The 22,456-nt window shown below is 42.1% G+C and carries 13 protein-coding genes and 1 pseudogene; 12 read left to right on the top strand and 2 right to left on the bottom strand.

Annotation, left to right across the window (positions count from 1 at the left end):
• Positions 1-132: 132 nt before the first annotated feature.
• From Q0590_RS01000 to Q0590_RS00980, 5 genes are all read left to right on the top strand, one after another.
• Positions 133-3,528: a lamin tail domain-containing protein gene (locus Q0590_RS01000; RefSeq protein WP_302035604.1), complete on the top strand. Its 3,396-nt coding sequence runs from the start codon at positions 133-135 to the stop codon at positions 3,526-3,528.
• A gap of 56 nt (positions 3,529-3,584) precedes the next feature.
• On the top strand, positions 3,585-4,031 hold the full coding sequence (locus tag Q0590_RS00995; protein WP_302035603.1) for a MarR family winged helix-turn-helix transcriptional regulator: 447 nt from the start codon (positions 3,585-3,587) through the stop codon (positions 4,029-4,031).
• 98 nt (positions 4,032-4,129) lie between these two features.
• Positions 4,130-4,732 (top strand): YceI family protein, encoded by a 603-nt coding sequence (locus Q0590_RS00990; protein WP_302035602.1) that lies wholly within the window; start codon positions 4,130-4,132, stop codon positions 4,730-4,732.
• 30 nt (positions 4,733-4,762) lie between these two features.
• Entirely contained in the window at positions 4,763-5,782 is a 1,020-nt protein-coding gene (locus Q0590_RS00985) for an adenylate/guanylate cyclase domain-containing protein (protein ID WP_302035601.1), read from the top strand.
• 63 nt (positions 5,783-5,845) lie between these two features.
• A complete protein-coding gene (locus Q0590_RS00980; protein WP_302035600.1) occupies positions 5,846-6,943 on the top strand; it encodes an alkene reductase in 1,098 nt (365 codons plus the stop codon).
• Positions 6,944-7,059: 116 nt separating this feature from the next.
• Here the strand turns inward: Q0590_RS00980 and Q0590_RS00975 are convergent, their stop codons facing one another.
• Both Q0590_RS00975 and Q0590_RS00970 read right to left on the bottom strand, forming a co-directional pair.
• Positions 7,060-8,211, bottom strand: a complete 1,152-nt coding sequence (locus Q0590_RS00975) for a PA14 domain-containing protein (protein ID WP_302035599.1) — start codon at positions 8,209-8,211, stop codon at positions 7,060-7,062.
• A 164-nt stretch (positions 8,212-8,375) separates the two neighbouring features.
• Positions 8,376-9,350, bottom strand: coding sequence for a quinone oxidoreductase family protein (locus Q0590_RS00970; RefSeq protein ID WP_302035598.1), 975 nt, complete (start codon positions 9,348-9,350; stop codon positions 8,376-8,378).
• A gap of 326 nt (positions 9,351-9,676) precedes the next feature.
• On the opposite strand from Q0590_RS00970, the gene Q0590_RS00965 reads away from it, so the two are divergent.
• The 7 genes and pseudogenes from Q0590_RS00965 to Q0590_RS00935 all read left to right on the top strand — a co-directional run bounded on the left by Q0590_RS00965 (position 9,677) and on the right by Q0590_RS00935 (position 22,402).
• Entirely contained in the window at positions 9,677-10,264 is a 588-nt protein-coding gene (locus tag Q0590_RS00965; RefSeq protein WP_302035597.1) for an RNA polymerase sigma-70 factor, read from the top strand.
• A 151-nt stretch (positions 10,265-10,415) separates the two neighbouring features.
• Complete coding sequence (locus Q0590_RS00960) at positions 10,416-11,426, top strand: FecR family protein (RefSeq protein ID WP_302035596.1); 1,011 nt, start codon at positions 10,416-10,418, stop codon at positions 11,424-11,426.
• Positions 11,427-11,505: 79 nt separating this feature from the next.
• Positions 11,506-14,967, top strand: a complete 3,462-nt coding sequence (locus Q0590_RS00955; protein ID WP_302035595.1) for a SusC/RagA family TonB-linked outer membrane protein — start codon at positions 11,506-11,508, stop codon at positions 14,965-14,967.
• Between the two features lie 63 nt (positions 14,968-15,030).
• Positions 15,031-16,509: a RagB/SusD family nutrient uptake outer membrane protein gene (locus Q0590_RS00950; RefSeq protein ID WP_302035594.1), complete on the top strand. Its 1,479-nt coding sequence runs from the start codon at positions 15,031-15,033 to the stop codon at positions 16,507-16,509.
• A 326-nt stretch (positions 16,510-16,835) separates the two neighbouring features.
• Positions 16,836-17,159 (top strand): annotated as a pseudogene (locus Q0590_RS00945) (TolC family protein); the annotation flags it as partial.
• A gap of 592 nt (positions 17,160-17,751) precedes the next feature.
• On the top strand, positions 17,752-20,868 hold the full coding sequence (locus Q0590_RS00940) for a SusC/RagA family TonB-linked outer membrane protein (protein ID WP_302035593.1): 3,117 nt from the start codon (positions 17,752-17,754) through the stop codon (positions 20,866-20,868).
• A gap of 40 nt (positions 20,869-20,908) precedes the next feature.
• The gene (locus Q0590_RS00935) at positions 20,909-22,402 is read left to right on the top strand and encodes a RagB/SusD family nutrient uptake outer membrane protein (protein WP_302035592.1); all 1,494 of its coding nucleotides are present in this window, start codon (positions 20,909-20,911) and stop codon (positions 22,400-22,402) included.
• The last annotated feature ends 54 nt before the right edge of the window (positions 22,403-22,456 follow it).

Raw genomic sequence — 22,456 nt, 5'->3', positions numbered from 1 at the left:
AATTGAAGCTTTTTGCATACAGTGTTACCCGATATTACAAAACACGCAGGTAATTAGTTTGATTTACCTACCATGTAATGATTTATATCTTCTTAACAGTCTGCAAAGTAAAGGAAATTTTATTTTCAATGTATGAAATTCTGTTATTTACTTTGCTTATTCTTTACAATATGCTATTTCAGTTCCTTTGCTCAAGTACAGGAAGATTTTGCAGACGGCGATTTTAGTAATAATCCTATTTGGACGGGAAATACTACTGCCTGGACTGTTGTAAACGGGCAGCTCCGTTCTAATTCAGCTATAGCCAGCTCTTCTTTTTACCTAAGTACTCCTTCCAGCTTGGTGGCTGATACTCAATGGGAAGTATATGTAAAACTGGCATTCAACACGTCGGGTACCAACTATGTAGATATTTTCCTTACGTCTGATAAGGAGGACCTTAAAAGCAATAACAATGGGTACTTTGTACGTATAGGGGGCACTAGAGATGAAATAAGTTTATACAAACGGGTTGCCGGAACAAATACCCTCCTGATTGATGGGGCCGATGGGATAACCAATGTTTCCAGCAGTACCTTGAAGATTAAAGTAACCAGCACGCCAGAATTTACCTGGATATTGGAAAGAGATATTACCGGCACCGGGAATAGTTTTGTTACCGAAGGCACTAAAGCAGATGCCTCTTTTACTACCAGTACTTATTTTGGTATAGTTGTTCAACAGTCTACCTCCAGTTTTCATACTAAACACTTTTTTGATGATATTAAAATAACGCCTATAGACCGGGAGCCTCCCCTGGTTAAAGCTATACATGTATTGGATGCAACGCATGTAGAGGTATTGTTTTCTAAATCTGTCACCGAAGCAACGGCAAAGAATGTAGCTAATTACTTAGCCGATCAGGCTGCCGGAAATCCTGCATCCGTTGCTTTTGCTACGACTGCCAGCGGTACAGATGCGAGTAGGCTGATTCTTACATTTGCCAATGAGTTTATCAGTGAGCTTCCTTATTCCCTCAGCATTCGTCATGTGGAAGATCTTAATAAAAACCAGATGCTGCCGCAAGCATTGCCATTCCAATATAAAGCCCCTTTCACGCCACAATACCGCGATATTGTTATTAATGAACTCATGGCTGATCCAACTCCGGTAGTAGATTTGCCAGAAGCAGAATTTATTGAGCTATACAACTCTACCAGCCAGGAGATTAATTTAAATGGCTATACCCTTACCGATGGAAGCAGTACAGCAAAATTTGGTAATACCTTAATGGCCCCGTATAGTTTTCTGATTGTTTGCAGTACTACTTATGCTAATTTGTTTACACCTTTTGGCAAAGTGGCTGGGCTTAGTAATTTCCCTTCCCTGAATAACAGTGGAGAAACCCTTATGCTGAAGAATCCTGCAGGAAAGCTACTGGATAAAATAACGTATTCCCTTTCTTGGTACAAAGATGCAGTAAAAGACGATGGCGGATGGACACTGGAACAGATTAACCCCCTTGCACCCTGCAACAATTCTTCTAACTGGCAGGCCTCCAGCGATGTAGCCGGTGGCACGCCAGGTAAACAAAATGCTTTATACAGCCCAGTAGTTGACCAGAGTCCACCTGCGTTACAAGCTGTAAAAGTTATTTCTACTACCCAGCTGGAAGTTCAATTTACTGAAACCATGGATAGTGTATTAGTAAAGAATGGAACCTATACAATAGATCCTTCCTTAACTGTTGCTCAGGTGTATGCTGTTGCGCCAGAATATACTTCGGTAAAACTAATTTTATCTGCACCCATAGAAGCTGGTAAACTATATACAATTACTATTTCCGGGTTAGCTGATTGTCCTGGCAACCCCCTTCCGGTAAGTAAGGCTGTGTTCGGTACAGGCAAAACGCCGGGATGTCATCAATTGCTCATAACAGAGATACTGGCAGATGAAAGCCCAAAGGTGGGTTTACCAGAAGCTGAGTTTATAGAAGTTTATAATCCTACCGATCAGTTGCTTTCTCTGGCAGGCGTAACCTTTACCGATGATAATGCTACAGTGAAGCTGACTGAAAAATTGATTTATCCGAAACAATACCTGCTTTTGTGTGCCTCTGCTGCAGTAGAAAAGCTTGCTCCATATGGGAATACGATGAGTGTTTCCTCATTTTCACTTAATAACTCTGGCGAGCAACTGATGCTGCGAAATAGCCTGGGACACGTAATACATGCGGTAAAATACTCGCCAGACTGGTACGTGAGCAAAGAAAAAGCCGATGGCGGATGGTCTCTGGAAATGGTTGATCTGAGCTATGCCTGCGTGGAGTCAGGTAACTGGCTGGCTTCAGATAGTCCGGCCGGAGGCACACCCGGCAAAGCTAATTCTGTACTGGCCAACAAACCTGACCTAAAAGCACCGGAACTACTGAAGGTTTCTGTAGAAAATCCCTTTATTATTACTTTGCTGTTCAACGAAAAATTAGATAGTGCCAATGCCTCCATACCTACTCTATATACCATTGCAGGCCATCCTATACGTGCAGCCAAATGTTTGTCACCGCAATTTACCAAAGTTCAATTAACTCTTGCAGAACCCTTGTTGCCCAAAAAGTTATACAAAGTAACTGGTAATCAGCTACAGGATTGTAGTGGGAATATAGGTGGGAAGTTTATTTCCCAGCCCTTTGCGTTACCCGAACAAGCAGATTCAGCAGATATTATTATAAATGAAGTACTCTTCAATAGCAGAACTGGCGGTGCAGATTTTGTAGAACTATACAACCGGACGGATAAATACATCAATTTAAAAAACTGGCAATTAGCCAATATTAGTAATGACAGCATAGCTAACCTGAAAATAGTTACGGCTGAAGATGATATATTGGCTCCGGACAGTTATAAAGTACTAACTACCAATATGGCCCTACTTAAAGAGCATTATCCCAAGGCCAGATTAGAGAATAGTAGCCTGATGAAATCGATGCCCAGTTTTCCTGATGAGGCAGGAAATGTTATTCTGCTTACTAATCTGCAAAAAATATCAGACAGGTTTGATTATACTGAGAAGATGCACTTCAGCTTACTTGATGATGTTTCCGGGGTTTCTTTAGAGCGAATCAGCCCGGATGCTCCAACCAACAATGTAGCCAGCTGGCATTCGGCTGCCAGTACAGAAGGATATGCCACTCCCGGATACCGCAATTCACAGCTATTAGAAGCCCTTCAAACTAAAAAAGCATTTTCTATTTATCCGCAAGTATTCACTCCTGACGACGATGGGCAGCAGGATTTTACTACATTTTCGTATCTCTTTAATCAGCCTGGCACAATGGCATCTTTATTCATTTACGATGCACAGGGGCGGGAGGTACGCGAATTAGCCAACAATGTACTACTCTCCACAGAAGGATTTTTTAGCTGGGATGGTACAAACCAACGAGGCGAAAAGGTAACCATGGGCAGGTATATAGTGTATCTGACTGTGTTTGATATGCAGGGTAAAAAGCAAGCTTTTAAAGAAACGGTTGTAGTAGGAAGTAAGTTTTAAAAAAATGTTCATACAATATTTGTATATACAAATATTTGTTCTATCTTTGTAATGTTATGAAGATAGAGGAAGAAATATGTCAGCAGAAGTTCCGTAGCGATAATGCCAAAGCGGTGGTGAATATCCTGTTTACAAGTAGTTGGTTAACAAATAAAGTCAATCAGCTTCTAAAGCCTTTTGGAATTTCAGTGGAGCAATACAATGTGCTTCGTATTTTAAAAGGCCAATACCCAAACCCGGCTACGCTAGGTGTGGTGCAGGAGCGGATGCTAGAAAAAATGTCTAATGCCACCAGGCTGGTAGATAAACTGATAACCAAAGGAATGGTAGACCGCAAACAGTGTCCGGCAAATAGGCGGGCGGTAGATATTCGTATTACAGAAAAAGGGTTACACGTGTTAGAAGAAATAGCTCCCCTCATGTTAAATCTAGAAAAGAGTCTGGGCCTTTGTTGTGAAGAAGCGCAACACCTTAATTTTTTGTTGGACAAATTACGGGGATAAATTTTTTTGCTCAATTACATGTATATACATATAATGTTTAAACATCATTTTAAATAACCTTCATATTCTATTCAATTAATTCTAAACAATTCCATTCAATGAAAAAAGTAACTTTCTTATTCGCTTTTGTTATGGCTATGAGCCTGTCCGTAGTTGCCCAGAAAACAAGCTGGCAAATTGACCCTGCTCATTCTAAAATTGGTTTCACTGTCACTCACCTGGTTATTTCAGAAGTAGAAGGCAGCTTCAAGAAAGTAGATGCCAAAATGGTAAGTACCAAGCCAGATTTTACCGACAGCCAGATTGAGTTCAGTGCCGATGTAAACAGCATTGATACAGAAAACGAAGACCGCGACAAACATTTAAAATCTGCTGATTTTTTTGATGCAGCCAACCACGATAAGATCAAATTTGTAAGCAAGACTTTTAAAAAAGTAAGTGGCAATGAGTATAAACTTACCGGCGACCTTACGATAAAAGGTGTAACCAAACCAGTAACCTTAGATGTTGTATACGGCGGTACAGCAAAAGATCCGTACGGAAATACGAAAGCAGGTTTCAAAGTTAATGGTAAAATAAGCCGCAAAGAGTATGGATTAACCTGGAATACCTTAACAGAGGCAGGTGGCGCAGTAGTTGGCGATGAGGTAGAACTAGTTGGTAAAATTCAGTTGCAACAAATTAAATTAGCTAGTAACTAAGCTAATATAAACCAAGAAAGGCATCTACGGATGCCTTTCTTCATAGTTGATTTTTATTTGTTTATTTTCTTTGGTATGTATATGCAAGCCCAGGTAACGTGCCTTCCGGATAATAAGATTATAAATGTTTCGGAGCAGGAATCTGTTTTAGAGGCTACACTCGCCGCTGGCATTCCGCATATGCATGTTTGTGGGGGCAAAGCACAATGCTCTACTTGCCGGATAGAAATTATGGCAGGGCTAGAAAATATCTTTCCCAGAAATGCATGTGAACAAGTTCTGGCTCAAAAACTTCACCTGCCAGATACCATCCGGTTAGCTTGCCAGACCTTTGTTAAGGGGAATGTACTGATGCGCAGACCTATTATAGATGCCATAGACCGTCAGATTGTGCAAACCCAGGTTCTGGCTGAAAATAGTATTGGAGAAGAGAAGAACCTTGCCATTCTGTTCTCTGATATTGTAGCTTACACTCCTTTTGCAGAAGCCGTATCGCCCTATGATACGATACATGTACTCAACCGGTATTTCCGGATGATGGGAGAGGTCATTCAGCAACATCATGGGCAAATCAGTGATTATGTAGGAGATGGGATAATGGCATTATTTGGAGTAAATAAATCTTCGGCGGTGGTAGAAGATGCTGTAAAAGCTGCTTCAGAGATGTTTAAGGTGCTGCCCAAATTAAATGAGTACTTACAGCAAATGTTTAACCGGCAATTCCAGATCAGAATAGGTATCCATTATGGAAAAGTTGTAATTGGCCATGTAGGCATAGATGCGATGAGTAAGCTTGCCGCTGTCGGCGATGCAGTAAACATGGCCAGCCGAATAGAGAACAAAAATAAAGAATTAGGAACCAGCTTTTTAGTTTCTGAAGATGCCTACCAGCAGGTAAGACACTTCGTTCAGCCAGAAAAAGAGTATACTATTGAAATAAAAGGTAAAAGAGGATCTTATAAAGTATATGAAATAAATCCCTTTTCTTATTTGGAGAAGGGTAATCTGCCTATAGCCGCACTTATCAATGAGGCTTCTGTAGAACAATAAGAAAAAAATTTACACTAATAATTGTATATACAAATATTGTTTAAACAAACAAAATTAAATCTTATGAACACATCACAAAATATTTTAAGTTCATTCCAATTAGGCCCCAGTTTGTTAGCTAACAGATTAGTAATGGCGCCAATGACGCGTAACCGTGCCGGAGAAAATAATGTACCTACCGATTTAAATGTAGTATACTATACACAGCGGGCTTCAGCGGGCCTCATTATTACCGAAGCTTCGCAAGTATCGCCCCAAGGAGTGGGGTATGCCAATACGCCAGGTATCCATACCGCCGAACAGATAGCAGGCTGGCGCAAAGTAACTGAATCTGTTCATAAAGAAGGAGGTAAAATTTTTCTGCAACTCTGGCATGTAGGCAGGGTTTCACATTCAAGCTTCCACAACGGTGCGTTACCAGTGGCCCCGTCTGCTCTTAAAATCGAAGGCAAAGTATATACAGCCCAGGGGTTACAGGATTTTGAAACACCTAGAGCTTTGGAAATCCATGAAGTAAAAGAGGTGGTAGAGCAATTCCTGAAAGGGGCAATAAATGCCAAAGAAGCAGGTTTCGATGGGGTAGAAATTCATGGGGCGTTTGGCTACTTGGTAGAGCAATTTCTGGCAGACGGGTCCAACCAACGGACAGATGAATACGGAGGTTCGGTAGAAAACCGCGCACGTTTTGCTTTGGAAGTAGTAGAGGCCGTAGTAGGCGTGTGGGGAGCCGGAAAAGTAGGCATCCGTCTATCTCCAAGCAATTACTTTAACAGCATTCATCATTCTAACCCGGCGGCACAATACGACTACCTAATTAACGAACTCAACAACTATCCACTAGCCTATATTCATCTAATGGAGCCATTAGCCTCTATTGATCACTTGCCACACTATATAGGTGAAGTAGCTGCCCGTTACCGGAATATATACAAAGGTACTATTATATCTAATGGTGGCTACACACAGGAAACCGGAGAGAAAGCTCTGCAAGATGGAGTAGCCGATTTAATAGCCTATGGCAGCTTATTTCTGGCTAATCCTGATCTGCCGCAACGGTTTGAAACCGGAGCTTCATTGAATGTACCTGACAGGACTACATTCTATGGCGGAAATGAAAAAGGATATACCGATTACCCGTTCCTGCAACTACAGGAAGCGTAAGGATAGTGATAAAAAAATGCAATAGAAGCTATCTGGTAGATGCCATTTAGCATATGACCATCGTAAAACCACCTGGATACAGCTAATTGGCTTTTCAGGTGGTTTTTGTTTGCAGCTTATCGCACGGCAAACTCTACCCGGCGGTTTTTAACTTTATTCTCCTCATTCGTATTGGGGGCTAACGGATATAAGCTACCCATTCCTTTTGAGTCGATGCGGGTTTCTTCAATTCCTTTTTCCACCAGATAATCTGCCACTGCTTTAGCCCGGTCCTTGGAGAGTTGTACATTCAGGTAAAAATCTCCTACGTTATCCGTATGGCCGGTAATCGTAATTTTCATTCCAGGGTATTTTTTAAGCGTATTGATCAGCTTATGTAATTCATCATACGATTCAGGCTTCAGTTCACTCATGCTCTGGTCAAAGAAAATATGGTTGAGCACAATGGCTTTTCCTTTCTCCAGGTTATCAAACGTTTCTCTGGATAAGTCTTCGTCATTGGCATCATTTTCGGGAGCGGGAGTTTTGGCTACTGGTTTAGGTATTTCAGCGGGTTTGCTAGCCGGTTTTTCCTTAGGCACTACGCTGGCAACTTGTGTGGGTTTTGCAGGCTCCGTTTTTTTTACCGCAGGTTTGGTAGAAGGTGTTTTTTGAGCTACCGTGGTACTTGGCTTGGGCGTTGTCTGTTTTTTTGCCACAACAGGCACAATTTTCGGCGGGTTACTAAAAATATATTTGGGATTAAACTCCAGTTCGGGGCCATTCTCAAAATTCCAGGAAGCCCGGGCAACGGCAGCACTGGGCTTCATCTGCGAGTATTCAATTTTTAAATCATACAACTGCTCTCCTTTCAACGAAACTTTTCCTGAAAACTTAGTAGCCCGATTTAGCCGCCATTGATCAATCACCAGCTGGTTATTTACCCACACCCGTACACCATCGTCTGCTATAAAGTTAAATACATAGATGCCAGTTTTTGGCGCATAAAATTTTCCTGTCCAGCGCACAGAAAAGTAATCCGGGTCAATCCCTTCTGCCGGGCTCCGGTGGATCAGGTAAAACTCAATTTTCTTATCTACTCTGGTAAATACTTTTTTATTGAAATTCGGGCCATTGTAGTATTCTGCTTTAAATCCATCGCCTTCATGCGAAGTAATGTCTATAGGCGTGCCATTCATAGGGGAGGAAAACATATTTCCCATGAGTTGAGCCGTGGCTACCTGCCAGGTAAGCAACAATACGGCTAGCAAAGTTGTAGTCTTTTTCATGGCGGTTGAAAGGTGGGTATATTACCTTTTACGCCCCTTTTCAACAAAAGGCTAAGTTTTTATGGCAGGATTTCCGGTGTAAATACAGCTGACTTAAAAAAACGGCTAATTATCAAAAATGAGGCATATACTGACCAACAATATATGCCTCTGGATAAGTAAAATTATTCTTCTGGTAAAAGTAACAATTTGCCGGTAGTCGAGCGGCTTTCCAGATCCGTGTGTGCCTGTGAGGCTTGCGATAGCGGATAGGTATGCTCCACACGTAATTTCAACTCCCCGGTAGCTACCCAATTTAATACCTCATTGGCCCGGCTCAATAACTCCTCCCGGTTTAGTACATAATGTCCTAAAGTAGGACGGGTTAAATATAGCGAACCTTTGGAACTCAGCACTAAGGGATCTACCGGAGGAACCGGGCCGCTGGAGGCGCCAAATAATGCCAGGTATCCTCTGGGCTGCAGGCAGTTGAGGCTTTTGTCAAACGTAGTTTTTCCAACAGAGTCGTACACCACGTGTACTCCTTTGCCATCCGTCAGGCGTTTTACTTCTTTCTCAAAATCTTTCTGGGTATAAAGAATTACTTCATCGGCACCTGCTTCCCGGGATAGTTGGGCTTTTTCTTCTGTTGACACCGTTGTAAGCACATAAGCGCCAAGCTTGTGAGCCAGTTGAGTAAGCAATAAGCCTACCCCGCCGGCCCCAGCATGTATGAGCACCCGGTTTCCCTTCTTTATAGAATAAGTGCTGTAACTCAGGTAATGGGCGGTCATCCCTTGCAGCATACAAGCTGCTGCCGATTTATCGTCTACCTGTGCAGGTATGGGCACTAGTTTGGCCGCTGGCACCAGGGCATATTCTCCATAGCTTCCTACATGCATGGCATAGGCAACCCGGTCTCCTTTTTTTATTTCTGTAACACCTTCGCCTATTGCTTCTACCACGCCGGCTGCTTCCGAACCGGGAGTAAAGGGTAAAGCGCCAGGATAACGGCCGGTCCGGTGGTACACGTCAATAAAGTTTACGCCTATGGCTTTTATTCTTACCAGGGCTTCTCCAGCCTTGGGCTGAGGTATTTCTACTTCTGCATACTGTAGTACTTCCGGGCCTCCGTACTGACTAAGTTGAATAACTTTCATAATGGTTTGTTTGGTACGTGGTAAATATAAGGAGATAAACCGGCCTTTGTCAATTTGCGGACATTAAGCATTCCGGTAAGATGCTTTAAAAACATATTTTAAGAATAAATGCAGGCAGCAAAGGCAGCTATTTCGTATGTATCTGTTTGTTAAGTTTTTGTTATGGAAGAATGATAATTTATTAGGAAAAACTTTTGATAGTCTGAATCATTTCAAATATTTGCACTATTAATATATTTTATTGCTTTGTTTTAATAGGCAAAAGCTATATCTTTAAAGAAGCTTTTCTTTTCGAGGAACCACTTTTTTCAGATACAATTTTCGGAATGCACCCAAATTTAGATGAAATACAGTTACTGGAAGAATTGATGAAAGGTAGCGAAACTGCCTTCAAAAAGATTTATCTCAACTATCATGGTAGCCTGTACCGGATGGCACTGAAATTTGTCAAATCCGAAGAACTAGCTAAAGAGATTGTACAGGATGTATTTGTCAAAATCTGGGAAAACCGCAGTCAGATCAATACTAGCCTTTCTTTCTCAGCCTTTCTTTTCAGAATAGCCCATAATCATATATTTAATTTATTAAAACGGGCATCTAAAGAGGCAGCAATCAAAAATGAAATACTGGCAGCTGCCGAAACAGCCAGTAATTATACCGAAAACGAAGTGCTTTCTGCCGAATATGAAACACTGGCCATAGATGCCATTGAACAGTTACCTCCCCAACGAAAACTTATTTTTAAGCTTTGCCGCAACGAAGGTAAAAGCTACGAAGAGGTCTCCTATACGCTGGGTATATCCAAAAGTACGGTCCGCGACCACATGGTGAAGGCCATAAAATTTATAAAAGATTACTTGCAGGCACATACACAAACAACTTTCCTGGTATGCCTGATGGCCTGGTTCCTGTAAGGCATATTAAGTCCACTCTCTTTCCTGGTTGAGGCTTTGCTAGCCGTCCTTAAGCTATCGTATTACTAATTCGAAAAAAAATTTAAGTGGAGCAGACCTGCCTGCTGTTTCAATTGTATATACAGATATAGCGGCTAACTCTGCACCTATTGTGAAAAATAACCTCAGCAAAGAAGAGCTTTTACGGAAATACCTGGCTAACGAATGCAGCCCGGAAGAACTCGAGCTGGTATTTGACTATTTGCAGAGCCCACAAGCCGATGCCCAGCTGCATGCCATGCTTAATGCTGAAATAACAGAAACCATACAAGCTCCTGAAAAAACAGATAATGCCCTAGCCGAAAGCATGTATCCGGCCATAGAGCAGAAGATCCAGCGCAGAGAAACACCGGATCAGGCGAAACGGACTGGCCGGTCCTGGTTTACTTTTCCCTGGCGGATGGCAGCTGTTTTAACCGGAGCAGTGTTGAGTGCTGTAGTCGCCTACTACGCGTTACATAAGAAAAATACTTTTGTTGAACATGCCACTGCCTATGGTCAGACAATGTCCGTTTTGCTGCCCGATAGTTCTCAGGTAACACTAAATGGCAATTCCTCTATCCGGTATGCACAAAACTGGCTGCCTACCGATGACCGGGAAGTATGGCTTACCGGAGAGGCTTTTTTCTCGGTGAAGCATACGCAGGCCCAGCAGAAATTTAGAGTAAATACATCCGATAAGTTTAATGTAGAAGTGTTAGGTACCGAGTTTAATGTATATAACCGGAGTGCCAAAACACGGGTAGTGCTTAATTCAGGAAAAGTAACCCTGAATATGCAGGCATCCGATCAACAAAATCAGATTACTATGCAGCCCGGCGAACTGGTAGAATTTAAAAACAATCCGTCAACCTATGTAAAAAAAGGAGTTAATGCCGAAGTATATTCTTCCTGGATCAACAAAAAACTAATTCTGGAAAACACCAGCTTTCAGGAAATAGCCTTACTGCTGGAAGAAACGTATGGTTTGTCTGTGGTAGTACCTGACCGGTCTTTTTACGAAGAACGGTTTTCGGGTATTGTTCCCTGCGGAAACGCAGATATGTTGTTAAAAGCTCTTTCTCTCTCGTTCAACCTAAACTTTCAAAAGACAGGCAATAAAGTAAAGTTCCAAATAAAATAATTTATTCTTTTTTAACCTTAAAAATGAGCTTGAAAAAAGCTCCCGGAATTTCTATGTCTTCACCTAAACTCCATTTGCTATGATTCGAAAATTAACTCATGGAAGTATGCTATTTTTGGCATCTTGCCTGATTTCGCCAGTCTACAGCCAGACACTTGCCTCTTCGGCAATGTATGTGGCCGACAAAGATTCAGACGAACAAAAGGGCACACAATCCCTTAAAAGTGCTCTTCAGTCGCTGGAAGCTACGTATAAAGTGACTTTTTTCTATAAAACAGGTCTTATTGAAGGCTTGAGCATAGACGCCAGCCGTAGAAAAACCACCCAAAGTTTGGATGAAGATCTGCGGAGTTTGCTAGCTAAACATAACCTGGTACATAAAAAAGCCGGTGAGGCCTTTTATGTAATTATTCCCAGAGAGGAACAGGAAGCTAAAGAAATTAAGAAGGTAGAAACTGGCCTATTACAAAAAAATCAGAATTTTCTTCAGGTTTCGCAGGCTCCTTTGCTAGCGTCTACTTCTCTATCATTGATTTATTCGCAGAAAGCGTTTGCTGTATCAGGCAGAATAACCGATGAAAACGGTGAAGGTTTGCCAGGTGTGAACGTACTGGTAAAAGGCACTACTAATGGTACTACCAGTGCGGCTGATGGAAGCTACTCGCTGAGTGCTCCGGATGGCAATAGTACTTTGGTATTTTCTTATATAGGGTATGTTACCCAGGAAGTGCCAATTAACAACCGTGCTACCCTTAATGTATCCTTAGTTTCTGATGTGCAATCATTGAACGAAGTGGTAGTAGTGGGCTATGGAACGGTAAAAAAATCTGACTTAACTGGTTCTGTTGCTACTATTAAAGCTGATAAACTATTAGAGCGGAACGTAACCAGCGTTGGCCAGGCCTTGCAGGGCCGTATCGCCGGCGTAGATGTAGCTATGAACACAGCGGCGCCAGGTAAATTTCCAAAGGTACGTATCCGGGGTATCAACTCCATTAACTCCAGTGTAGATCCGCTGTATGTAGTAGATGGAGTAGTAGGGGTAAATGCCAATGCCTTAAATCCAAATGATATTGAATCCTTGGAAGTACTGAAAGATGCTTCGGCTACGGCTATTTATGGAGCTAGAGGCGCTAATGGGGTAATTATGATTACCACCAAACGGGGTACCCGCAATAGAAGCTCAGTATCCTATGAAGGCTGGGGTTCGTATGCCGTACCTGCCAGCAGTGTAGACCGCCTGAATGCACAGGAATTTATGCAAGTATACAATACAGCATTTGCTAATGCAGCCAAATACGATCCACAAGGATTTGCCGATGGAAAATATGTGCCGAACAATCCGGCTGATTTCCCGAATTTGTTTGATGCCAATGGTAACCCACTGTATGATACAAACTGGGAAAAAGAGGTATATAAACCGGCCTGGGCACAAAACCATCAGTTGAACTTGCAGGGAGGTGCTGAAAAATCAGCTTATGGCTTATCATTAGGGATGACTGACCAGAATGGTATTATGCTGAATTCTGGCTTGAAACGGTATTCTGGCAGATTTACCTTAGATAGTGATGTAAAGAAATGGTTAACTATGGGAGGTAGTATCTCTATCACCAGGACACGGCAACTAGAAGTAGACGATGCCAATGGTGGATTAAATGTGCCCCGGATGGTGTTCGAAGCAGTTCCTATTCTTCCTATTAAATATCCAAATGGCACCTGGGGTCGGAATAGAGACTGGCCAGGAATGGAAGGAGGGGAAAATCCTGTACGTTTGGCTACAGAGCGCCAGCGTACCAATCATCGTACAGAGACGTTGGGCGATGTGTATGCTTTATTCAAAATTGCTCCTGGCCTGGAATTCCGTTCTACGTTTGGGTATAACCTGATCAACGAGAAAAGAAATTTTTATTCTGGCCGTGACCTGGCTCAGATGTCTGCTGACCAGAAAGGGATTGCTGATATATGGTCACGTCAGCGTACCTATTGGCAAAGTGAAAACTACCTGACCTGGAATAAAGACATTAACGAAAGTCATCGCTTCACCGCTATGGCCGGTTTATCGTGGCAAGAGCAAAATACGGAAGAATATTCTGCCCAGACTCAAAACTTCATTGATGACTTTTTTGGTTATCATAATTTAGGAGTAGGCACAGTACGTTCCGGGATTGGTTCTTATGATGACAGATGGGCTTTAAATTCTTACTTTGCCCGTATTAATTATACATTGAACGATAAATATTTGCTAACATTAACCGGACGTGTAGATGGCTCTTCCAGATTTGGTGCGAATAATAAGTATGCCTTTTTCCCATCTGCAGGGGTAGCCTGGCGTATTTCTGAAGAAAGTTTCTTAAAAGGTAATCCTACCTTAAGTAATCTTAAACTACGGGCTAGTGCCGGAGCTACAGGTAATCAGGAAATTAGCTTGTTCCAGTCATTGCAGTTCTTGGGAACACAAGAAATATTATTGGATGGCAACCGCCAGACAGCCATTTCCAGAACAAGTTTTGGTAACCCCGACCTGAAATGGGAAGTAACTAACCAGTATGATATTGGTTTGGAAATTGGTTTATTCCAGAACCGCGTAGAATTAACCGCTGATGCCTACTACAAACGTACGAACGATTTACTGCTGGCTGCACCCATTCCATGGTCTACCGGATTGAGCAATGTTACCCAGAATATTGGTTCTGTAGAAAACAGAGGATTAGAATTTTCCCTAAACACCTTCAATATTCAAAGCCCGAATTTTAGCTGGAATACCAATATCAACTGGTCTACCTTCCAGAATAAAATCTTGAAACTGGGCGTGAATAATGATGATATCTTTCCTGGTCCATGGTTCTTAGGTCAAACAAATATCTTGCGTGTAGGCTTGCCAATTGGTACCTTCTGGGGGTATAAACGTTTAGGCACCTGGGGCACTGCTGAAGCGGATGAAGCAGCCAAATACGACCGCTTACCTGGTGATTTAAAATGGGCTGACTTAAACAATGATGGTGTAATTGACGGAAAAGATGAAACCACTATTGGCCGCATGTACCCTAAATGGACCATGAACATTGCCAACACCCTGAACTGGAAAGGTTTTGACTTTACCTTCGACATCCGGTTTGTTATGGGGGCAGATATAGTAAATGCTACCAAGCACTCTGTAGAAGACCGCCAGGCAATTGCCAATAGTATGGCTACTGTGTTAAATGCCTGGACCCCTGAAAATCAGAACACGCATATTGCACAGATCAGACACTACAATGCTGGCTACGATACCCACATGGATGACTGGTGGCTGGAAGATGGTTCCTTTATCCGCGGCCAGAACTTTGTATTGGGGTATTCTTTACCAGCTACCCTGATTGAAAGGCTTAAAATGCAACGATTGCGTTTCTATGCGAGTGCCCAGAACCTATTCCTGATCTCTGATTACTCAGGCTACGATCCGGAAGCCGAAACGTTTGGCGGACAGTTAATTCAGAACATTGAATTCTTCCAGTACCCAAAACCGCGGACATTTAACCTTGGTGTAAACGTAACCTTCTAATTTTACCTAAACCCTACGATTATGGTCAATTTAAAATATATAACACTTTGTAGCCTTTTATTTATGGCTACTTCCTGTAAAGACTTTCTGGAAGAAAAGCCAACGAATGCGCTTACTACTGATTCTCCGGTAAGTAGCCCAGATATTGCCCGTGCCTTTGCTAATTCTGCGTATGGCAACATAGGTACCCTAAATAACTCCGGTGGGGGCTGGGGTGGTTCAAATCCTGGATTATTAGAATATATGACTGGTAAGGGAGATGGCAATGCGCAGTCAGAAGCATTTAAGTTTACTGAACTTACCTATGATGCCCGGGCTTTTTATATTGATAACTGGTGGCAGGGCATGTATGCTGGCATAGCTAAATGTAATTTAGCCTTAAGCAAGATCGGTGAATTTAACTCCATTACAGATGTTGAAAAAACCAATATGCTGGCAGAGGTTAGAACGATGCGGGCCTTATATTATTTCTATCTGGTGCGTATGTTTGGCGATGTGCCTAAAATTACCGAATTGGCAACTTCCCTGAATGAAGTTGAAACTCCCCGTTCTCCAGTGAAAGAGATCTATGATGAGATTATTATCCCTGACCTGCTGGAGGCTGAGAAGTCTACCTTACCCTGGCGCGACGAAACCGGTAAAGTTTCTATGGGATTTATAAAATCTCTTCTGGCAGATGTGTATTTAACGTATGCTGGCTATCCAGTACAGGGCGGCCAGACAGCTTACGCAGAGTCTGCTAAACGGTCACTGGAAGTGATCAACAGCGGAGTATTCAGCTTATTTCCGGAATACAACGACATGATTAACCCGGCCAACAACAATAAAGGCGAATTTGTTTTCCAGGTGCAGCATGCCAAAGATATCCGGCATAATTACCTGACACCGCAAACTCTGCCCACCCTGAGGGGAATTGCGGCCTACGCCGATGAGTACGGTGGCATTACCCCCCGCAGAGAGTTTATTCAAAGTTATGAACCTGGAGATAAACGGACTGAGGAGAAGCAGTTTTATTATACCTTCTATAAAGGGCATCCTAACGACTATCCGGTAGGTGACCCCAGGAGAGATCGGTTAGATCTGGGTGGCTACTATATCTATAAATATTTTGATAAACAAGCCGTAGATGTAGATGCTAAAGCAAGCCTGAACTTCACGGTTTACCGCTTAGCCGATGTAATGCTGATGTATGCTGAGGCTTCTAACCGGGCAGAAGGCGGCCCAAACCCGAATGCCAGAATGTACCTGAATATGATCCGTGAACGTGCAAAGTTGCTTCCTACAACAGCTGTTACGCAAGATGAATTTGAAAAAGCTGTGTGGACGGAACGGTATTTTGAACTTGCGTACGAGAATAAGATGTGGTTCGATATGTTAAGAACCCGTATGGTGCGCAATGATATTACCAAACAGTGGGAGAATTTTGTTGGACATACCACCGTTTATGGGAAAACATTTACGGAAAGCCAGCTGCTGTTCCCAATTCCACAACGCGAAATTGATAACAACAAAAGTCTGGTGCAAAATCCCGGATTTAACTAAGCAGAAAAGCAAACCCGGTTAATTGGCATATCCGCAACCCGGGCTAGGTGAAGAAAGCTACAATAAGTAAGGTACCTGTTTCTTATTGTAGTATATAACAAGAACCTTCTTTCAACTTTGAAAGGAGGTTCTTTTGTTTTATTCTCTTTGAAAATATGATATTGCCTTATATCTGTTGTTTCAAACAGCTATGAGACAATAACCAGAGCTTCAAGCTAAAAAACAATGTAGGAAGATTGCCTGTCTAGAATGTTTTAAACTCAAATCATTCTTCTGTAGTATTATATAATTGTAGAGGCGCCAAAAAAACAAAAAAAGCTCATTATAAACAATCGGAAGCCGAAAGTCTGGCAGCTTACCATGCCTATCAGAAGGCAATACTAAATGGATACCAGGAAGTACTTACTTCCTTAAAGAGTATTGAGAATTACGGAAAGGTATCGGCATTAAAGCAGCAGGAAGTAGAGGTGCTATACGATGCCGTGGCTACCTCTAATGATTTGTTTCTGAGTGGTTTTGCTACCTATCTGGAAGTGGTTACAGCGCAAAAGAGTGTCCTGGAAGCAGAACTAGGCTTTACACAGGTGCGCAAACAACAGTTTTTTTCACTGATTAATTTATACACACGTTTAGGAGGAGGTTGGAAATAATCTGCACGAAGTATCACGCATAAAGTATCCTGTTGTTCAGGTATCTATATGATTTTTGCAAAAAGTAAAAACCAACGGGCGGGTAGTCTCTGGTGGTTTTTTTATGTTATTCACTACTATTGCTTATGCTATGCTAGGGATAGGTTTTCGGGACAAGATAGGATGAAAATTGAAGCAAATATAAATTTAAGAGTAATTTGTCTTTGGTTGGAATTTGGGTTTATAAAATCTTACGACTTAAAAAAATACAAACTAGCCTTCTGTATGCCCTGTATTTCTGAATATATTTTACATTTTTCCAGTAAAATTTATAACTTAGACTAGCTTTTCTGGTTTACATAGCGTAATATCGGGGAAACATATTTATTGTTTAATTCTATGTTTAATGTTTTAGTCTTTCAGGCATAGAATTCTTAAACAAAAGTTTTTTCGGTTAAATAATTATAAGCCTATAACCCAAAACCAATTATTTTATGCAGAATTTCTTTACGGAAACCCTCTTTATTAAAGTCAATTTGCCGCCGTAGCTTTTTATTAAAAGCAAAATTGTATTTTTTAATGAAAAAGTAATAACACATTTATTTATTTAACTATGATGAAAACTACCCATCAACCTTTATTCCATCAAAGGAATGATTCTGATTATGCCCATTTTGGTAAACCAACACCACACCTGATTAAGCGTAGTATAGTATCTGCTGCATTAACGCTTATTTTAGTGTTTATTTGTACACTGCAAACGTTTGCACAAGATGTAACCGTTTCAGGTAAAGTAACAGATCCTGCTGATAACAGCCCGCTACCTGGTGTAAATATCACAGTAAAAGGCACTACCACAGGTACCGTTACAGATGGTACTGGTGCTTATTCTATATCTGTTCCGGGAAATTCAACCCTGGTATATAGCTTTATCGGGTATACTACCCAGGAAATTCCAGTGAACAACCGTTCTACAATAGATGTGGCTTTGGCAGGCGACGTACAAGCCTTATCCGAAGTAGTAGTAATTGGGTATGGCGAACAAAAGAAAAAAGATGTAACTGGTTCTATTGCCCAGGTATCTGCTAAAGATTTCAATGCCGGTATCAACCCCAATCCTTTACAGGCCATTCAGGGGAAAGTAGCTGGTTTGAATATTACCCGTCCTTCTGGTGATCCTAACCAGGCTCCTACGGTACGTCTGCGGGGCTATACTTCCTTAGCCGGTGGCAGCGAGCCTCTATATGTAGTAGATGGTATTATTGGCGTGCCAATCAATAGTGTGTCTCCGGAAGATATCGAAAGTATGGACGTGTTGAAAGATGCTTCGGCTGCGGCTATTTATGGTGCCCGTGCTGCCAATGGGGTTATTATTGTTACTACTAAAAGAGGACGCGAAGGAAAAACAACCGTTGGTTTTAACAACTACGTTGGTACTGAAATAATCTCTAACAGATTAGAGTTACTAAATGGCGAAGAATACCGCCAGGAAGTAAACAGAATTAAAGGCCCTGCCTCATTGGATGATAATCTGAGATTTCCGGATGGTAATTTTAGCACCGACTGGATAGATGAAATTACACGTGTTGCTTATACCAACAATCACGATTTGTCTATCATGGGCGGAGGTAGCAGCTTTAGTTACCGCGGTTCACTGAACTACATCCAGCAGCAGGGTATCTTAAAAAATACCGGATTCAACCGCTTAACCGGCCGTGTAAATATAGATCAGCGGGCCATTAACGACCGCTTAAAAATTCAATATAACCTCTCTATTGCTAATACAAATGCTCAACTTAGAGAAGATGGCGTTATCTCCAGAGCAGTAACGTTCCTGCCTACATTACCGATTAAAGACCCAGGTGGACGCTCAGACTTTGGTGGCTATTACGAAGTAGATGGAAGTTTCGACTTATTTAACCCGGTAGCTATCCAGAACAACTTCCTGAACGACCGGGTGAGAAGAAACCTGATTGGCGGGGTGAATATGAGCTTTGAAGTATTAGATGGCCTGGTATTAGGCGCAAATGGTGCTTTCAGAAATGAGAGTACGATCGAAAGCCAGGCTTTTAATGGTGTAATAAAACAATTCCAGGGCAACCAGGGTAGAACCGCCCGTAACTTGTATCAAACCAACAACACCTTATTAGATTTAACTGCTACCTACACCAGAAACATAGGTGCCAATAGTAACTTCAATCTTTTAGGTGGTTATTCTTACCAGGAGAATGTGGATGATGGTTTTGGCGCCAACAATAATAACTACATCGACGGTGGCTACGATTTATTTGGGTATGATAACCTTGGCCGTGGAAACGGAACCTTGCTTTTCGGTAGGTCCGACTATGTTTCTTCCTACAAAAACTCTTGGAAACTGATTTCATTCTTTGGCCGGGCAACGTTCAACTTTGTAGATAAATATAACGTAACCGCTACGCTTCGTAGAGATGGTAGTTCCAAGTTTGGGGTGAATAACAGATGGGGTATATTCCCTTCCTTTGCAGCAGGCTGGACTATTTCTAACGAACCATTCCTGCAAGATAACCGAGTACTGAGCTATTTGAAATTAAGGGCAGGTTGGGGACAAACAGGTAACTCTGAAGGTATCCGCCCATATAATACCCTTCGTTTGCTGGGACCTGTACAAAACTATTATGATGCTACAGCCGGTGTAGCTGGAGACTTTGTTCCAGGATATGGATACACCCAGAACGACAACCCTGACTTGAAATGGGAAGTGTTAGAGCAGACTAACGTTGGCTTAGACTTTACTTTGTTTGATAGAATTACCGGTACTTTGGACGTGTATAACAAAATGACCCGCGACATGCTCTATCCATTTACAGTAGCAGCAACCGGTGGCCGTTTTGTAACCAATTCTATTGTGGCTAACGCTGGTACAATGCGTAACCGCGGTATTGAATTATCTATCGGAGCAGATATCATCAACAAAGAAAACTTTACCTGGAATGCTAGAGTAGTAGGTGCTTACAATGAGAACACCATTATGTCGTTAAATAGTGGCGACTTTAACGTAGGGATCATCCGGTACAACTCCTTTGGTGGAAGAGGCTTGTCTAACGTGTTTGCTTCTGAGTTACGTCCAGGCCGTTCATTAGGTGAGTTTTATATTCCGCAGCATGCAGGGTTTGACCAGAATGGCAACATGCTGTTTGTAGCTGCAGATGGAGGCGAACCTACTACCGATAATTCAAAAGCTAAATTAGTAGAATCAGGAGTAGCCTTGCCTAGATACACAGGTGCGTTAATCAACACCCTACGGTATGGCAACTTTGACTTGAACTTCCAGCTTAGAGGTGTAGCCGGTAATAAAATTCTGAACAACCTTCGTTCTAACCTGTCTATTCCCGGTAGTATTCTGGAAACCAATATGTTGAAAGATGTGCAAGACTTGCCTGCCAATTTCAGCACCAATCAGTTGTCTGATTTCTGGCTGGAAAGTGGCGCTTTTGTCCGCTTAGACAACTGGCAGTTGGGCTACAACCTGCCAATGGCTGAAGGAAGAATTGTACAAGCGGCCCGTATTTACCTGGGAGGAAATAACCTGTTTGTCATTACTAAATACAAAGGCATTGACCCTGAGTTAGAAGTACGTGGTGATTTAGCAGATAATGGCAGAAGCCAGACACCAAACAACATTGGTATAGATGCTGCCAGTGTGTATCCTAAAACCCGTTCGTTCCAGCTTGGAGTGAATCTAACATTCTAACAACTTTAGTAATTGTATTATTAAGCTAAAAATAATCATCATGAATAAATATATTAAAAAAGGACTGATTCTTACCGGTTGTACCATTGGCCTCTTTATGGGTCATGCGTGTACAGATTTGGAAGAGGAAGTATATGATCAGACAACTCCTGATAGCTTTGGACAGACACCAGGGCAGTTGAATGCTTTAATAGGCCCCTTGTATAGTGGACTTGGAGACTATTATGGAAATATGGCAGAAATAAACACCGTAACGGACGAGCAAATTGTACCTACCAGAGGTGGAGACTGGGAAGATGGCGGCCGTTGGCGGCGTTTCCATCAGCATACTTGGGATGTAACCCTGGATGATGGCACCTTCAATGGTATCTGGAACTGGATCTATAACAATATTACCAGGATCAATTTTCAGCTGGCCGACGAAAATCTTACCAATGAGCAGACTATTGCTGAGCTGAGAACCTTACGCGCGTTCTATCATTATATAGCCACGGATATGTTTGGCAATGTAATTATTGCTGATAGGGTAGGTGGCGATTCTCCCGCACAGAAGACCAGGACTGAAGTATATACCTGGGTAGAGCAAGAGCTAGTAGCAGCTATACCAAATCTGTCTGAAGAAACAGGCGGCGTAAATTATGGACGTATGAACAAATACGTAGCCCATATGATTTTGGGTAAATTATATCTGAATGCACAGGTATATACTGGTACCCCACAATGGGCAAAGGTAATCGAGCAAATGGATGCTATTATTAACTCAAACAAGTATTCATTACCGGCAGACTTCTTCTCAACCTTTGCCGTTCAGAACCAGAACTCTCCCGAGATTATATTAGCTACCCCCATGGATGCTACCAAACGTGGTGGATTTAATCCGCATATGAGAACCCTGCACTACCTGAACCAGACGACCTATAACCTGGGTGCTGCTCCCTGGAACGGGTTTGCTACCATGGCTGAGTTCTATAACTCTTATGAAGATACTGACCAAAGAAAGGATGGCTGGATTGTGGGTCAGCAGTTCAACGCTAAAGGTGAACCTTTGGTAGATGATGGGCAGCCTTTGATATTTTCACCAGAAATTCCGGCCCTGGTAATGCCTGCCGGACCTGCAGCACGCCGGGCAGGTGCTCGTTTCAAGAAATATGAGATTCAAGTAAATAACAAGAATAACGACCAGAGCAACGACTTTGTAATTTTCCGTTTGGCTGATGCACTGTTGATGAGAGCCGAAGCTCAATTCAGACTGGGTAATACGGCTGCTGCGCTGACAGATATTAACCGCGTAAGAGAACGTGCATATGGGGCAAATTACGTTGCATTAACTACTATTACGTTAGATGAAATACTGGCGGAGCGTGGACGGGAACTTGCCTGGGAATTTCATAGAAGACAAGACCTGATCCGGTTTGATAAATTTACTCAAGCATGGCAGTTTAAACCCGCTTCTGCTGAAACCAGAGAGCTATATCCAATTCCCCGTACACAGCTGGATCTGAATCCAAACCTGTCACAGAATCCTGGATACTAAAATTCTGGCAATGAACCTTTTAAAAGAGAGCAAGTTTAGGTAAACTTGTTCTCT

This window comes from Rhodocytophaga aerolata (assembly GCF_030503435.1).
Taxonomy (GTDB): Bacteria; Bacteroidota; Bacteroidia; order Cytophagales; family 172606-1; genus Rhodocytophaga; species Rhodocytophaga aerolata.
The sequence above is the reverse complement of the archived record's forward strand: the minus strand, read 5'-3'. Positions and strand labels throughout refer to the sequence as shown.

Excerpts from the sequence above, each read along its gene's own strand:
- Q0590_RS00940 (WP_302035593.1), top strand. The coding sequence starts at position 17,752 with ATGATGAAAACTACCCATCAACCTTTATTCCATCAAAGGAATGATTCT.
- Q0590_RS00980 (WP_302035600.1), top strand. The coding sequence starts at position 5,846 with ATGAACACATCACAAAATATTTTAAGTTCATTCCAATTAGGCCCCAGT.
- Q0590_RS00975 (WP_302035599.1), bottom strand. The coding sequence starts at position 8,211 with ATGAAAAAGACTACAACTTTGCTAGCCGTATTGTTGCTTACCTGGCAG.
- Q0590_RS00970 (WP_302035598.1), bottom strand. The coding sequence starts at position 9,350 with ATGAAAGTTATTCAACTTAGTCAGTACGGAGGCCCGGAAGTACTACAG.
- Q0590_RS00955 (WP_302035595.1), top strand. The coding sequence starts at position 11,506 with ATGATTCGAAAATTAACTCATGGAAGTATGCTATTTTTGGCATCTTGC.
- Q0590_RS00950 (WP_302035594.1), top strand. The coding sequence starts at position 15,031 with ATGGCTACTTCCTGTAAAGACTTTCTGGAAGAAAAGCCAACGAATGCG.
- Q0590_RS00995 (WP_302035603.1), top strand. The coding sequence starts at position 3,585 with ATGAAGATAGAGGAAGAAATATGTCAGCAGAAGTTCCGTAGCGATAAT.
- Q0590_RS01000 (WP_302035604.1), top strand. The coding sequence starts at position 133 with ATGAAATTCTGTTATTTACTTTGCTTATTCTTTACAATATGCTATTTC.
- Q0590_RS00985 (WP_302035601.1), top strand. The coding sequence starts at position 4,763 with ATGCCTTTCTTCATAGTTGATTTTTATTTGTTTATTTTCTTTGGTATG.
- Q0590_RS00935 (WP_302035592.1), top strand. The coding sequence starts at position 20,909 with ATGAATAAATATATTAAAAAAGGACTGATTCTTACCGGTTGTACCATT.
- Q0590_RS00990 (WP_302035602.1), top strand. The coding sequence starts at position 4,130 with ATGAAAAAAGTAACTTTCTTATTCGCTTTTGTTATGGCTATGAGCCTG.
- Q0590_RS00965 (WP_302035597.1), top strand. The coding sequence starts at position 9,677 with ATGCACCCAAATTTAGATGAAATACAGTTACTGGAAGAATTGATGAAA.